Below are 14,582 nucleotides of genomic sequence, written 5' to 3'. Positions count from 1 at the left end.
GTATAAAGAAAAAGGATTTTGAACGTGAATACAAAAACCGATTCAAAAGAGGCTAACTCAAAAGAGGTTAATCTTAAACAAAGTAAACTCGCTCCCAAAATAGCTAGTTTATTTATGAGTATTGCTTTTTCAGCGATAGGAACGGGTTTATTTAGTTTGGTTGCAAGCTTACTTGGCAACGTGAATGTAACCGAAAAAACAGTTGGCAGTGTGTGGGTTTTACTGACCACATTTTTTGTTATTTTAAATGTATTTGGTGTCATTATTTGGCATAAACCGAAATGGTTAATTACTGCTATAAATAATGTGCTTAGGTTTGCTAAAGAGCGCAAAACAGCATTTTTTAGCGCCGTGCTAATGCTGATATTAATTATAGCAGGCTATTGTTTTTTTCTTTCCTTACCACAGCCAATTAGTTACAAAGCAACTCACTCTACACCTGCTGTTACCACTTTATCTGATGTTTTAAACCCTGAACCGCTTTATATTGATTTTACTCCCGTGTTAGATGGTGTAGAGAACACGGATGCAGTGTCTTACTCTGTCGCAAAGCTTGCGCTTGTTGGCAAAGTGATTCCCACAGGTATAAAAGTCACGCCTGAGCTAATTGGACAGTGGTCTTGGAATAGTGAAAGCCAGCTTAAATTTATCCCAAAACAAGATTGGTCAGCAGGGCAAGAATATAAGGTACGTTTTGATTCATCTATTTTTAAAAGTGATATACATCTAAGTGATAATGAGCATGTATTTAAAACTCCCAACTTTGAACTAACACTAAGCTCGCTCGCTTTTTATCAAGATCCTAACGTTAAAAAAAGTCACAAGGTGGTTGCAACATTAAAAGCGACTCACCCAACAGATATAAACACCATAAAAAATAATTTAAAGCTGACTCAATCACTTGAGCAAGATGGCAAGAACGAACTCGCACAATATAAATTTGATGTTACTTACGACAAGCATCAACGAGAGATTTACATTACTTCAGAGCAAATACGTATTCAAGATACCGAAAGCTATCTGTATTTTGTTCTTAATAGCGGTGTAAAGCCGGTTATGGGTCCTTCTCAAACAACAGTAGAGATTAAAGACGCCGTGTTGATCCCAAGTGTAAATAGCTTTTTTAGAGTAAATACGGCCAATGTGTTGATGGTAAAAAATACGCAAGGGGAACCCGAACAAACACTTGTTTTAGACTTCACAGATGATATTTCATCGCAAGATGTGGTTAGTAAAACGGTTGCTTATGTATTACCGACTAAAGATTCAAAAGGTAATTATAAGTACTTCGGTAGTCCACGAGAGGTTACTGATGCAGTGCTTAAGCAATCTCAAAAAGTTAAGTTAAATGCGATTCCTACCGCGCAAGATACAACTAAGTTACACAGTTTTACGTTTGACGCCCCTCAAAACCAGCAAGTTTATATCGCGATTGATAAGGGATTAAAGTCGACGGGTGAGTTTACGATGGTGAATAAATACGACACTATTTTAGATACGCCGGCTTATCCGACACAAGTAAATATTATGTCTAAGGGCTCTATATTATCAAAAAATGGCGACCATAAATTGTCATTTTTAACCCGTGGTGTAAACGCACTTCAAGTTAAAGTAGGTAGGGTAGAAGCCAATCAAATTAACCACCTTATAAGTCAAACCAGTGGTGATATTTCTAATCCAGAATTTAATAATTATTACTTTACAGAAGAAAACATAAGTTCAATTTTTACCAGACAAGTTAATTTAAAATCGGAGCACCCTAAAAAAGCGGTCTATTCATCTATTGATTTGAGTAGTAAGTATAATGAGTCACTTGGTTTAGGCTTGTTTTTTATAAATGCCCAAGCGTTAAATACTGCGGATAATTACGTATATGGCCCCCAAGAAAAACGACTTATCCTTATTACTGATTTAGGTATTTTGGTAAAAAACAATGCAGATGGATCTCGCGATATATTTGTCCAATCTATTGAAACAGGAAAACCGGTAGCAAAAGCGAAGGTGTCGTTATTGGGTAAAAACGGATTAGTTATTTTAAATGCTAAAACAGATTCTGAGGGGCACGCATTTTTCGACAACACAACGTGGTTTACTGATGATCAAACTCCCGTTGCTTTTGTAGTCGAAACTAAAAGTGACATGTCTTTTATTCCTTATAATCGCTATGCTCGAATGGTTAACTACTCTCGGTTTGATACCGGCGGTGTAAGTTCTGGGCTCAGTGGTAGTAATAAAATAGATGCGTTTGTTTTTTCTGACCGTGGAATTTATCGACCAGGCGATAGTGTTAAACTTGCCACGATTGTTAAGCAACAAAACTTTGCAAAACTGGGCGATATTCCGCTTGAACTTATAATTACCGATCCTAAAGGGACAACTGTTTATAATAAACGAGTGAGCTTAGATAAGTATGGATTGCTTGATTTTGACTTTAAAACACAAAATAGCGCCAATACCGGAACATATTATGTATCGGTCCAACTTATTAAAAATAATAATAGCCGCGACCAATTAGGCAGTACTCAGTTTAAAGTTGAAGAGTTTGTACCCGATAGATTGAAAATTAGTAGTCAATTTTCTCAATCATCTGCAAAGGGGTGGGTAAACAGCTCAAAATTTAAAGCATTGGTGAGCCTTCAAAATTTATTTGGTACACCCGCTCAAAATAGACGTGTTACTGCTGATTTACGTTTATCTCCAGCTGGTTTTTACTTTAATGAATACAAAGATTATGTGTTTTCTGATCCCCACAGTGAAGGAAAAAATATTAGACACAGTATTGAATCATTAACCGAAACCAAAACTAATGAACAAGGCAAGGCAGAATTTGATATTGACTTAACTCGCTATGAGGCAGGTACTTATCAGTTAAATTTTGCAGTACAAGGGTATGAAGAAGGCGGTGGTAAAAGTGTTCGTGCAAGCAGCTCGGTGCTTGTTTCGCCAGTTGAGCAGTTAGTTGGTTATAAAGCCGATGGCGATTTAAGCTACATATCAAAAGAGTCAAAACGTGTTGTAAAATTTATTAATATTAATTCAGAAACTGAGCAAGTTGCTCGTGATGATTTATCGCTAAATTTAATAGAACAACAATATGTATCTACGTTGGTGCAACAAAATAACGGCACTTATAAGTACCAATCGGTTAGAAAAAACAAACAGGTATCAAACAATCCGTTTTACATTAAACAAGATGGCGCAAACTACGAATTACCCACTGCTGAACCAGGTGATTACTTAATAGAACTCGTTGATGGCAAAGGGAATACTGTCAGTAGGGTATCGTTTACGATAACCGGCACGGGTAACTTAGCGGGTAAGCTTGAAAAGAATGCTGAACTGCAAGTTCAATTAAATAAACCGGATTACAAACCTGGCGAAACAATCGAAATAAGTATTGTAGCGCCTTATGTTGGCTCGGGTTTAATTACAATTGAAACTAATAAAGTACACGCTTTTAAATGGTTTGAGAGTAAAACAACAAGTAGCATACAAACCATAACGCTACCTAAAGGGATAGAAGGCAATGCGTATGTTAATGTTTCATTTGTTCGAAGCCTTGAATCGAAAGAAATATTTACAAGCCCATTAAGCTACGCAGTTAAAGCATTTGCGATTGATCGTAGTAAACGCGCAATAGATTTTGACGTAAACATACCTGATAAAGTAAAACCAGGTGACGACTTAGTCATTTCATATAGTGCCAAATCACCTTCACGTGTTCTGTTATTTGCTGTAGATGAAGGTATTTTACAAGTGGCGAATTATCGGACGCCAAAGCCGTTAAATCACTTCTTACAAAAACGTGCTTTAGAAGTTAGTACTATGCAAATTGTTGATCTTATTTTACCTGAATTTAAACTAGTGCAAGAGCTTGCAGCTGCGGGTGGTGGTTATGCTGACTCAATGGCAATGAACCGCAAGAGCAAGCAACTTAACCCGTTCTCTCGTAAGGTACAAAAACCAGTCGCATTTTGGTCTGGTATTTTATCGGCTGATGCTAAAACGAAAAAACATACGTTTACTATCCCAGATACTTTTGCAGGTCAGGTACGTGTAATTGCTATTGCCGTAAATGACGAGGGTGTTGGTGTTAAAGAAAGTACAACACTTGTGAAAGGGCCCTTTGTATTAACTCCTAATGTATTAACGACAGCAGCACCAGGCGATGAGTTTGATATTGTACTTGGTATCGCCAATGGCGTTGAGGATTCAGGTAAACAACTGCCAATTACGGTAGAAGCGCTTACTTCAAGCAACATTGAAATAATAAGCGATAAAAAATTAACGCTAAATATTGATGAAAAATCAGAAGACACATTAACGTTTAGAGTGAAAGTGCTTGATAAGCTTGGCGCTGCATCAATTACATTTACTGCGTTATCGGGTGATAATGTTAGTCAACGTACGGCAACGTTAAGTGTGCGCCCTGCGGTTGCATTTGTTAGTAGCTTTGAAAGTGGCTTTAGTGAATCAGGTAAAAAAGAAATAGCGGTTTCGAGACAGCTATATCCTAACTTAGCACAAAATAATATTACCGCTTCACAAAGCCCGTTAGCGCTTGTTGATGGTCTTATTAGTTATTTAGATAACTTTCCTCATATGTGTACCGAGCAAGTAGTGAGTAGTGTGTTTCCGGTGCTGAGTTATTTAGAACACCCAAGTTATATGGGCGATGTATCTTATAAACATGAGCGTATAAACAACTTAATAGATACCCTTCGTCAACGTCAGTTACCTGATGGCAGATTTATGTTATGGCCGGGTAATTCTAGTGCATCTATTTATTCTTCTCTTTATGTTATGCATTTTTTATTAGATGCAAAAGAAGCGGGCGTAGCAATACCTTATGATATGTGGAGCAGTGGTTTTGAAGGTGTGCGCAGTATAGCGAGCGGATCTTTAGAGACGAATGACAGAAACCGCGCTTATGCTATTTATTTGCTAACACGACAAGGTGAGGTAACAACTAATTACTTATCTGATTTAGAAAAAAGTGTAAATGCGAGTAATAGCAAAGTATGGCAACAAGATATAACGTCCGCGTTTATGGGCGCAACTTATCAGCTATTACGTGCAAGCGATAAAGCGCAAGCACTGATCAATAGCTATAAAATTGGGCAAGATACCCAGCACGATAATTGGGGCGCTTACGACTCACGTTTAGCTCACGACGGACAGTATATTTATTTGTTATCAAAGCATTTTCCTGCTCGCTTAAGGCAGTTAACTAAAGATGATTTGTTTAATGTCGTTGACCCTATTTTTAAAGGAGACTACAACACGTTGTCGTCTGCTTGGTCTGTACTTGCTATGACGGCATACTCAAAAGTTGCGTTATCACAAGCCCAGCCTGAAGATGTAAAAATAATGGCAACAACGACAATGGTAGAAAAAAAGGCATTAGACGTAACCTATACACCTTATCCTAAAGCCTCGTTTTTAAATGACGTTAAAACGCTTGATGTATTAGCGCCACCTCGCTCATTTTACATGATGAGCCAAGCTGGTTTTGATACAAACGTGCCACAAAAGTCATTAAGTAATGGTTTAGAAGTTGTCAGAGAATACCAAGACGATAAAGGTAATGTGATAACCACCGCTGTTCAAGGTCAAGAACTAAACGTTGTATTACGAGTGCGTAGTACAACGGGTAAAAATATTTCGGATGTTGCTGTTATTGATTTACTACCTGGTGGGTTTGAAGTACTTAGAGACAGCGTTCGCAATAGTTATAATCGCCGGACCTCTGATTATAAAGATATACGAGAGGATCGCGTTATATTGTATGGCAGCTTTGGCGATAGCATGACTGAGCTTACTTACAAAGTTAAGGCTACTGCATCTGGCAGCTTTGTAGTGCCATCGGCTTATGCTGAATCTATGTATGATTTAAGTATTAAAGCGCACTCAAAATCGGGTCGTTTTGATGTTACCGCCGCTAAATAAAAAGCTTAGTTTTATAATAAAAACGGCTTTTTTTACAACAGCACTGCTTGCAGTGCTGTTGTATTTATTTACTCCAAAGCCTGATATTACCCAGCCCAATGCTTACTCAACGGCTTTTTACGATAGCAGTGATAAATTACTTCGTTTAAATTTAGCCGCAGACGATAGATATAGATTATGGACGCCAATAGATAAAATCCCTTTGAGCATTCAACAAGCTACTTTACTGTATGAAGACCAAGACTTTTATGAGCATATTGGTGTCGATTTTATTGCTTTAATAAATGCGTTTTATACTAGCTATATTAAAAGAAGTCACCGAGTCGGTGCGTCAACAATAACAATGCAAGTAGCCCGGTTACACTTTGGGATGAACACGCATGTTATTTTTGGAAAAGTAGAACAAATACTTCGAGCGTTACAAATTGAGCGACACTACAGTAAAAACCAAATACTCGAGGCGTATTTTAACTTAGCGCCTTATGGATCAAATATTGAAGGTGTTGGTGCAGCCAGTTTAATTTATTTTAAGAAACCAGCTATTGATCTTAATTTACCTGAGTCATTATTACTTAGCTTAATCCCGCAAAACCCAACCAAACGAAATCCCATTAAAAAATCGGCTAAACTGGTATTGCTAGAAACAAGAAAAAAACTGTTTACTCGTTGGCTTGAAAAGTACCCAGACGATAAACACTGGCTAGCAGCTATGCAATTACCGATAAAGGTATATGCCTCTTCAGACTTGCCTTTTGAAGCTCCACATTTTATTAATAATTTACAAAGCGAGTACCCGCACCTAAAGCCTGGAGAATATAAAACGTCGATAGACCTTAATTTACAAAACTTACTCCAGCGCCATGCAAGAAATTACATTAATCGCAGGCATAGAGACGGGCTCAGTAATACGTCTGCTATTTTACTAAATTATAAAACTATGGAAGTAGTTGCTGAATTAGGCTCTGTGGATTTTTTTAATAATGACATTAGCGGTCAAGTAAATGGTGTAAGAGCTAAACGTTCACCAGGTTCAACCCTTAAACCATTTATTTATGCGCTTGCTATAGACGAAGGGTTAATTCATCCATTAACGCTTGTAAAAGATGCCCCCAAACGCTTTGGAGGATATACACCAGAGAATTACGATCAGCAGTTTTTAGGGCCTATATCGGCTACTGAATCGCTAGTGCTGAGCCGTAATGTGCCTGCTGTTAATTTGATGTATCGCTTACAGAATGTTGGGCTATACGATTTACTCGTTGCAGCCGATGTTAAAAAGCTTCAGCCCAAAGAGTTTTATGGTTTAGCGCTTGCGCTGGGCGGCAGTGAAGTAACGATGCTAGAGCTCGTTAAGTTATACGCTATGTTAGCTAATTTAGGGGTGTATAAGGATGAAGTTATATTAAAAAAAGACGCCACTGTTATTAACCAAAACAACCCAAATAATCAAAACAATCATATTAAGCAACTCATCAGCCCAGAGGCAGCCTACCTGACTTTACAAATGCTAAGTAAAAATAGTGCAGTTGATGAAATTTCATTTCAAAAAGAAAGAAGACAATCATATCCTGTATATTGGAAAACAGGTACTTCATTTGCTTTTCGCGATGCATGGTCAGTAGGTATTGTTGGTCCGTATGTTTTAGCTACATGGGTGGGTAATTTCTCAGGAGAAGGGCACCCATCTTTTATTGGGCGACAAGCAGCCGCGCCTTTATTTTTTGAAATAATACGTTCATTAGATAGTTACGGCTTAATCAAAGGCAATATAAAACCAGGTGGTTTAAATATTACAGAAGTAGATATTTGTTCAACAACAGGTGATTTACCTAATGTGCATTGCCCTAAAACAGAAAAAGGGCTTTTTATTCCAGGTAAGTCGCCAATTAAAGTGTCCGATGTACATCGTGAAATTTATATTGATAAAGTATCGGGATTACGTGCTTGTCAGTATGTTGAATCTACAACTACAAAGGCAGTTTATGAATTTTGGCCATCTGACTTAGTCAGATTATTTAAACAAGCAGGTATTGTTAAACGCCAGCCTCCACCTTATTTAGATTCATGCTTAATTAATGACACGAGTACACGAGGCTCAGCACCGAGTATTACATCCCCGAGTAATTTAATTAGCTACACGATAAGAGCCAGTAAATTGAAGCAAGAAGGCCTGCCTTTTAGCGCAATCACAGATACAGATTCACGTATTTTATATTGGTTTGTAGATAACAGCTTTGTTGGTAAAGTAGAGCGAGATACGCCTTTTTTCTGGCACCCGCAAGTAGGCGAATTTGACGTAAGAGTGGTTGATAATTTAGGGCGTAGCGCATCAGTTTCAATGCGTGTAAAGCTCGTTCAGTGATATTGAGTGTTCATGCATTTAATGTAATAAATAGAGGGTAGTTTTTTATAACTGAAATTTATATAAACTAGGGCGATTTACTCTTTCTTACCTACATGGATGATGGTAAGGGGCGTGAGCTGGATGCGGAGGTTTTGCTCGGTAGCCCACTAGACTACAAATCTCGGGCCGCGATTAAATCGGCTCCTAGATTGAACAAATTTCAATCCACAAAGATCAACATGCCCTTATGACTTCATAACCGCTAGTTTATATAACGGAGTATCAAAATGACTTCGAAAGTAGTTACTTGATATTATGTTTTACAGCCTTAACTGCTGCGGCGCTATCTTGAGCTTTAAGTGCTTCTAAAATAGCGCGATGCTCATTAACACACTCAGAGCTTGAGGTAATACGTTTGTAGTTTAAACGCATACGCATGACATACGGATACCAAATATTTACCAGCTCTTCGCCCCCAGCTTGGTATATTAAATACTGATGAAACGAAATATCGATTTTAGTTACTTCGGTATAATCTTCGCGATCGAGTGCGTCTTCTAGAGATGCTAAGATACCTTCAAGTTCAGCAATGTTTTGCTCAGTTAAATTACCGTTTAACTCTGTGATTGCGTACTCTTCTATGCTGCGACGAAGTTTAATCATTAAACGTTGTAGCTTAGGCTCTAGTACGCTGTTGACTGATGCGCCGCAATTATTTCGCGAAATCAACAGACCTTCTTTTGTTAATTGCAAAATCACATCTCGAATTGGACCTCTGGAGAGACCAAAGCGCTCTGCCAGCTCTTTTTCATTTAACTTAGTTTGTGGTGGCATTTCACCAGAGATTATATCTGAACGTAATTGTTCAGCGATTTGATCTTTTACAGACAAAATTTTTGTTGCTCTGTTACCAGCCATATTTATTCCTAGATTTAATTTACTTTATGTGACCTTAGCTACGGTTAATAAATAGTCGTTATTCAAGTTAAGATCATGTACTTATCTCAGTGTATATAAAAAAAAAGGAATGGTCTATTGTTAACACATTACAACAGACCAATAAATATACAATTAAATGATGAATGTGCAATTATTTTTTAAATCGTCGCTCATACATAGACTCATTCATCGCTTTAGCGGCTTCAATCATTTCAATGTAGGGTCTATCAGTGACACTTATAAAGCCTACATTATAATTTTCGCCATCGTAAGCTCTGCCTGTAATCGGAGAATCTATATACTGAAACCAATGAGCACCTATAAAGTAGGGGTTGTCGATCACTGAGTTCATATAATCGGTATACATATTTGCTCTGTCTTGTTGATTAGCAGCATGTATTAACCCAGGATGAAATAATCCTGAATCAGATGAACCAACATGAAACTCACCAATTATAGCGGGTTTGTCAAATTGTGATAAAAACGCCCACTTGTCATCCCTTAGACCTTCTTTGTATGCGTTAAAACTTATTACATCAACATATTTAGCCGAGGCTTTAACAACTTCTATAGGCATGCCCCAATCAGGAAAACGCGCACCTAAATACATATGATTTGGTAGGTATTTATCCATAGCGGCATTTACCACACTAAAGTACTTATCAGCATAGGCGGTGAGTAATATAGAAAAATCGACAAGCTGCTCTTCATTTTTTATATCAACCGTTACACCTTTGTCAAACTCAACCCATGAGGCTAAGTTTAAGTGCCATACCTTATTAAGTTTAGCGACATCAGTATATTTTTCTTTCATTAAGCGAGAAAATTCAGCTTTAGTAGGCACTGTTTTAGCATCACGGCCTAATGTGTTTATTACAATACCATAATGGCTTTTAACAGAATCAGGGCGGCCAAAGCTTTTTTCGTTATCAATGAATACACCTACTGCCCAAGGCGAATTTTTAACTTCTTTCGCAACAACACTAACGGTTTCGTTAGCACGCACTGTAAATTCAGGGTCGAATACATCCGGCATGGCTCCCCAAAAATCGTTTCCGCTTGATACGGTTTTAAAGTCACCGATAATCCAACCATTGGCAAAGTAGGGCACTTTTTGATTATCGTAGTAGCTTGGATCTGTCCAGTTGCCTAATGAACTAAAGCCCCATGTAATCATTCTATCGAGGGTAACTTCTCGCCATTTTTGCATGTAATCTGCATTATTTTGACCATATTTACGTTCTAAATTAGCTGCGTAAAAGCTATATGTTTCGCCGTGTTCTAACGGACCCGAATGCGCACTTTTACGATAGCCAAAATGTTTACCGAGTGGATCGGTATAATCAGGTAGCCATTCAAATAAATTTTTACGCACTTGTGACGCTACAAAGCGGCTTTTAAGCGCTTCTTTATTTACTTGGTTTAACCCTTTTGAATCCTCAGGTGTTACACCTGCATTAGCTGGTTTAGCCAACAACGCTTGATCAAAATCGTAACCCGTTAGTGTTGTTGAGTTTGCAAGACGAATAATATCAATTCCAGTTGCAAGGTATAAATAGCCATCAGGGTCGACTAATGACCATTTATCATTATATTTAGCCGTTCTAAAATAACCAGTAGCTTCTAATTTTGGACCTTCTGCCCAGCCACCAAAGCGTGAGCGATTAGTTGGGCGTTTAGAAAGTAACTGTGCTGCTTCTTGTTTTTTGTCGCTCAATAGCTCGGCTTCTGAATGTACCTTCCCTGAAAATTCTTGTTTTGCATTTTGGCCAAATTCATCAACAATCTTGGTTAAAAAAGCAGTATTAAATTGAGGGTTTTTACGAAGTGAAATAGATTTTATTGCCAGCTCTTTGTCATGCAATGTACTTTGCACGCTAATTGCTATTTTAGCGATGCCTTTTAAGTTAAGATTTTTTTTACCCCACATAGAAATAAACTGTACCTCATCAGACTCCCATGTATCAGGGTTTGAACGAAGTCCTGAGGTAAAGTTAAGTTCTACATTTTCTTTGCCATCGGGCGTTGCAAGGTCGTGGCCGTCAAGTTTTGCGTAATACGTGTTGTATCCACCTACTGGCACATTAACGCTACGCGTATAGTTAGCACCGTCAATATCGGAGATATCTAAATAAATTTGTACAGAGTGTGTTCCTGGGTTTGCCAATTCAAAGGCGAGATTAAAATCACTAAATTCACTCCAATCCCAAGGTTTTTCCGGTGAAAAAACAATACTGGCGTACGAATTTTTCTTAGATTGAAATGTCACATCTAATACAGAGTTTTCTGCCTTTACAGTGGCTGCATTACTTTTGTATTGAACTGGGGTTAGCTGTGTGTGTGCAGCATCAGTAAATAAATACATTAATGTATCTGCTGAATTAACCTCTATAGGCTCATTGGTTGGTTTTTCAACCTTGATTTCTTGTTGGTTACAGGCACTTAGCGCAAGCAAGAGCGATGTGAGTAGTATGTTCTTTTTATATTTCATTGCTGTTCAACCTTTAATTACAATTTAACATACCATACAACAAAAAAACAAAATTGAATATTGTTGACAATGTGCAATTTGTGTTTTTGTGTGTCATTTATAATAAACTTTTGATTTTGTTTAACTAATTTTTAATGTTAATTGTAAAAGAATTTAAGTTAAAGCATGATTTCTTAAAATAGATGTTGCAAGTGCGTTAATTTTGAAATAGTCTCGAAGTCATTACTCATGGTTAATTGTTAACAATGTTGGGTTTTGACACTAGCACTCGCTTTATTCTCTATATAAAGCAACACACAATGATAACAACAAAGTTGGATAGAAGTATGAATGGTAGTAAACGTAATGTGTTTTTCTTTGCATTTATTGTCGCCTTTGGCGGCTTTATATTTGGATTAGACGCTGCTCTTATTTCAGGTACGGTTCGTTTTGTATCGGCAGAATTCAATTTATCAGACATTCAAATAGGCACTGTAGTGAGTGCGCCTGGTTTTGGTGTGCTATTTGCTTTAGTCATTACCGGTTACATATGCAATATGTTTGGCCGAAAAAATACTTTAATAGGCATTGCGTTTATATACATACTGTCGGCAATTGCATCGGTTTTCGCGCCAAGTTACGAGCTATTAGTTGCTGCTCGTTTTATAGGTGGATTAGCATTCACGTCTTTATCGGTCGCTGCTATGTATATAGGCGAAGTTGCACCGTCTAAGTACCGTGGTAAATTAGTGTCTATGATTCAAATAAATATTGTTGTTGGATTATCCGCAGCGTATTTTGCTAACTACTTACTTGTTGATTTAGCTCACAGTAATTTTGAGTGGGTAACACAGTGGAATGTACAAGATAATTTATGGCGCTGGATGCTAGGCGTTGAGATTATTCCTGCTATTTTATGGTTTTTATTATTATTTACTATTCCTCAAAGCCCGCGTTGGTTAGTTATGAAAGGCAACGAAACACGCGCTATAACTATCTTGCATCGTTTAAATAAAAATACTGAATTGGCCCAAGAGCAACTTAAGAGTATTAAAGAGAGCTTGGTTGATTACAGCGAAACAGGTGGGTATTTTTCTTCATTTAAACAACTACTCGAAAGTCGTGTTCGCGCCGCTGTCATTATTGCTTTTACTATTGCTATTGTGCAGCAAGTGACGGGGATTAACGCCATAATGTTTTATGCTCCGACGGTGTTTGAACAACTGGGAGTCGGCACTGATGCTGCTTTTTTTAACGCTGTTTTAATTGGTTTAGTCAGTATTGTATTTACTGTGGTAGCTATTGCTTTGATAGATAAGTTAGGGCGCAGACCCCTTGTTATTTGGGGGTTAGCAGCTGCAACAATTAGTTTGTTTATGTGTTATTTAGGTTTTAGCCAGGCAGAGTATAGTTTGTCGGCTGAAGATATAGCCTCGTTTTCAGCGTTAAACTCTATTACAGGACTGGAGCACATAATTGGTACTGTGTATCACAGTGATATTGAATTTAAGCAAGCACTAGCGAGCGTACTTACTGCTTCGCAACAGCAATTATTTGAAAGCGATTTAATTTCACGCGCAGCAACTATAAACGCGCCACTTATATCATTTGGTATAGCGGGCTTTATTGCAGCCTTTCACTTTTCGATTGGGCCAATTATGTGGGTGATATTTTCTGAAATATTCCCGACTCGTATTCGAGGTGTGGCCATTCCTACCTTCGCATTTATTGCCAGTGTAATTAGCTATTTTGTTCAGCAGTTTTTCCCATGGCAGCTAAGTAATTTAGGCGCTGCAAACATCTTTTTACTTTATACCGTATCGGGTGTTGCCGGCTTTGCATTGCTATTTAAGTTTATGCCAGAGACTAAAAATAAATCGATAGAAGAAATTGAAGTCTACTTAGAAGGCCTACACACTAAAAAAGTACAGGAGGGTGTGTGAGTACTTTACTCGCTATTGGTGAATGTATGGTCGAGCTAGTACCAACAGGTATTAGCGAATGCAAGCAGTCTTTTGCGGGCGATACTTACAATGCTCTTGTGTATGCAAAGCGTTTTGCAAACACACTAAATTGCGCGCTATTTACAGCTGTAGGTAGCGACGTACTGAGTGCCAATATGCTCAAATGTTGGCAACAAGAAGGTATTAACACGCAAAACGTGATTACAACAGCAGACTATAACGTGGGTATTTACGCTATTTCAACGGATGCTGATGGTGAGCGAAGCTTTGATTATTGGCGTAATCAATCAGCAGCGAAGCATATGATGAGTTTATATACTCAAAAGCCATTTAATTTAGGTTTGAAAGAATCAGACTGGGTGTTTTTCAGTGGCATTAGTTTAGGTATTTTAGATGATGAATCTAAACAAGGTTTACTCACATTATTAGCTGATCTTAAAAAACAAGGCTGCACAATTGCGTTCGACCCTAATTATCGCGCGCGTATGTGGCAATCAAAAAGCCACGCTATTGAATGGCTAGAGCGTGCTTATGCGCTTAGTAATGTAGTTTTACCAGGTCTTGATGATCACCGTGTGTTATTCGGTCATTCAAGCAGTGCAGAGATTGTTAAGTACTGTACACAATTTGATATCGACGAAATTGTTATTAAAGCTGGTAGTGCCGGGATGCAGGTTTATTGCAAAGATGATCTTAAAGCGTCATGTCCGTTTACACCCGCTGCAAAGCAAGTTGACAGTACAGCGGCTGGCGACTCATTTGCCGGAACCTACTTAGCCGCCAGAATGTGCGCACAAACCCCTCAAAATGCATTAGAAATGGCTGACAGTGTTGCCTCACAAGTTGTGCAACATCAAGGCGCGATTTTACCTCTTGACGTATACCAGTCGCTAAATATAAGCCTAGGTAAGTAAGG

Annotated in this window: 6 protein-coding genes; 4 read left to right on the top strand and 2 right to left on the bottom strand. The window is 38.1% G+C overall.

The window, feature by feature from the left end; genetic code table 11:
- The first annotated feature begins 24 nt into the window (after nt 1-24).
- Nucleotides 25-5,949 (top strand): alpha-2-macroglobulin, encoded by a 5,925-nt coding sequence (locus GQR45_RS10255; RefSeq protein WP_165725830.1) that lies wholly within the window; start codon nt 25-27, stop codon nt 5,947-5,949.
- Nucleotides 5,930-8,311: a penicillin-binding protein 1C gene (gene pbpC / locus GQR45_RS10250; RefSeq protein ID WP_165725829.1), complete on the top strand. Its 2,382-nt coding sequence runs from the start codon at nt 5,930-5,932 to the stop codon at nt 8,309-8,311. The genes GQR45_RS10255 and pbpC overlap by 20 nt, the downstream gene beginning before the upstream one ends.
- Before the next feature lie 285 nt (nt 8,312-8,596).
- Here the strand turns inward: pbpC and GQR45_RS10245 are convergent, their stop codons facing one another.
- A complete protein-coding gene (locus GQR45_RS10245) occupies nt 8,597-9,211 on the bottom strand; it encodes a GntR family transcriptional regulator (RefSeq protein WP_007586156.1) in 615 nt (204 codons plus the stop codon).
- 172 nt (nt 9,212-9,383) lie between these two features.
- Nucleotides 9,384-11,723: an agarase gene (locus GQR45_RS10240; RefSeq protein ID WP_165725828.1), complete on the bottom strand. Its 2,340-nt coding sequence runs from the start codon at nt 11,721-11,723 to the stop codon at nt 9,384-9,386.
- A 326-nt stretch (nt 11,724-12,049) separates the two neighbouring features.
- On the opposite strand from GQR45_RS10240, the gene GQR45_RS10235 reads away from it, so the two are divergent.
- Together GQR45_RS10235 and GQR45_RS10230 are read left to right on the top strand one after the other, a co-directional pair.
- A complete protein-coding gene (locus GQR45_RS10235; protein ID WP_007583098.1) occupies nt 12,050-13,645 on the top strand; it encodes an MFS transporter in 1,596 nt (531 codons plus the stop codon).
- Nucleotides 13,642-14,580: a sugar kinase gene (locus GQR45_RS10230; RefSeq protein WP_165725827.1), complete on the top strand. Its 939-nt coding sequence runs from the start codon at nt 13,642-13,644 to the stop codon at nt 14,578-14,580. The genes GQR45_RS10235 and GQR45_RS10230 overlap by 4 nt, the downstream gene beginning before the upstream one ends.
- Nucleotides 14,581-14,582 lie beyond the last annotated feature (2 nt).

This window comes from Pseudoalteromonas sp. SA25, assembly GCF_011378705.1.
Taxonomy (GTDB): Bacteria; Pseudomonadota; Gammaproteobacteria; order Enterobacterales; family Alteromonadaceae; genus Pseudoalteromonas; species Pseudoalteromonas arctica.
This window is presented reverse-complemented; position numbering and strand designations above follow the sequence as displayed.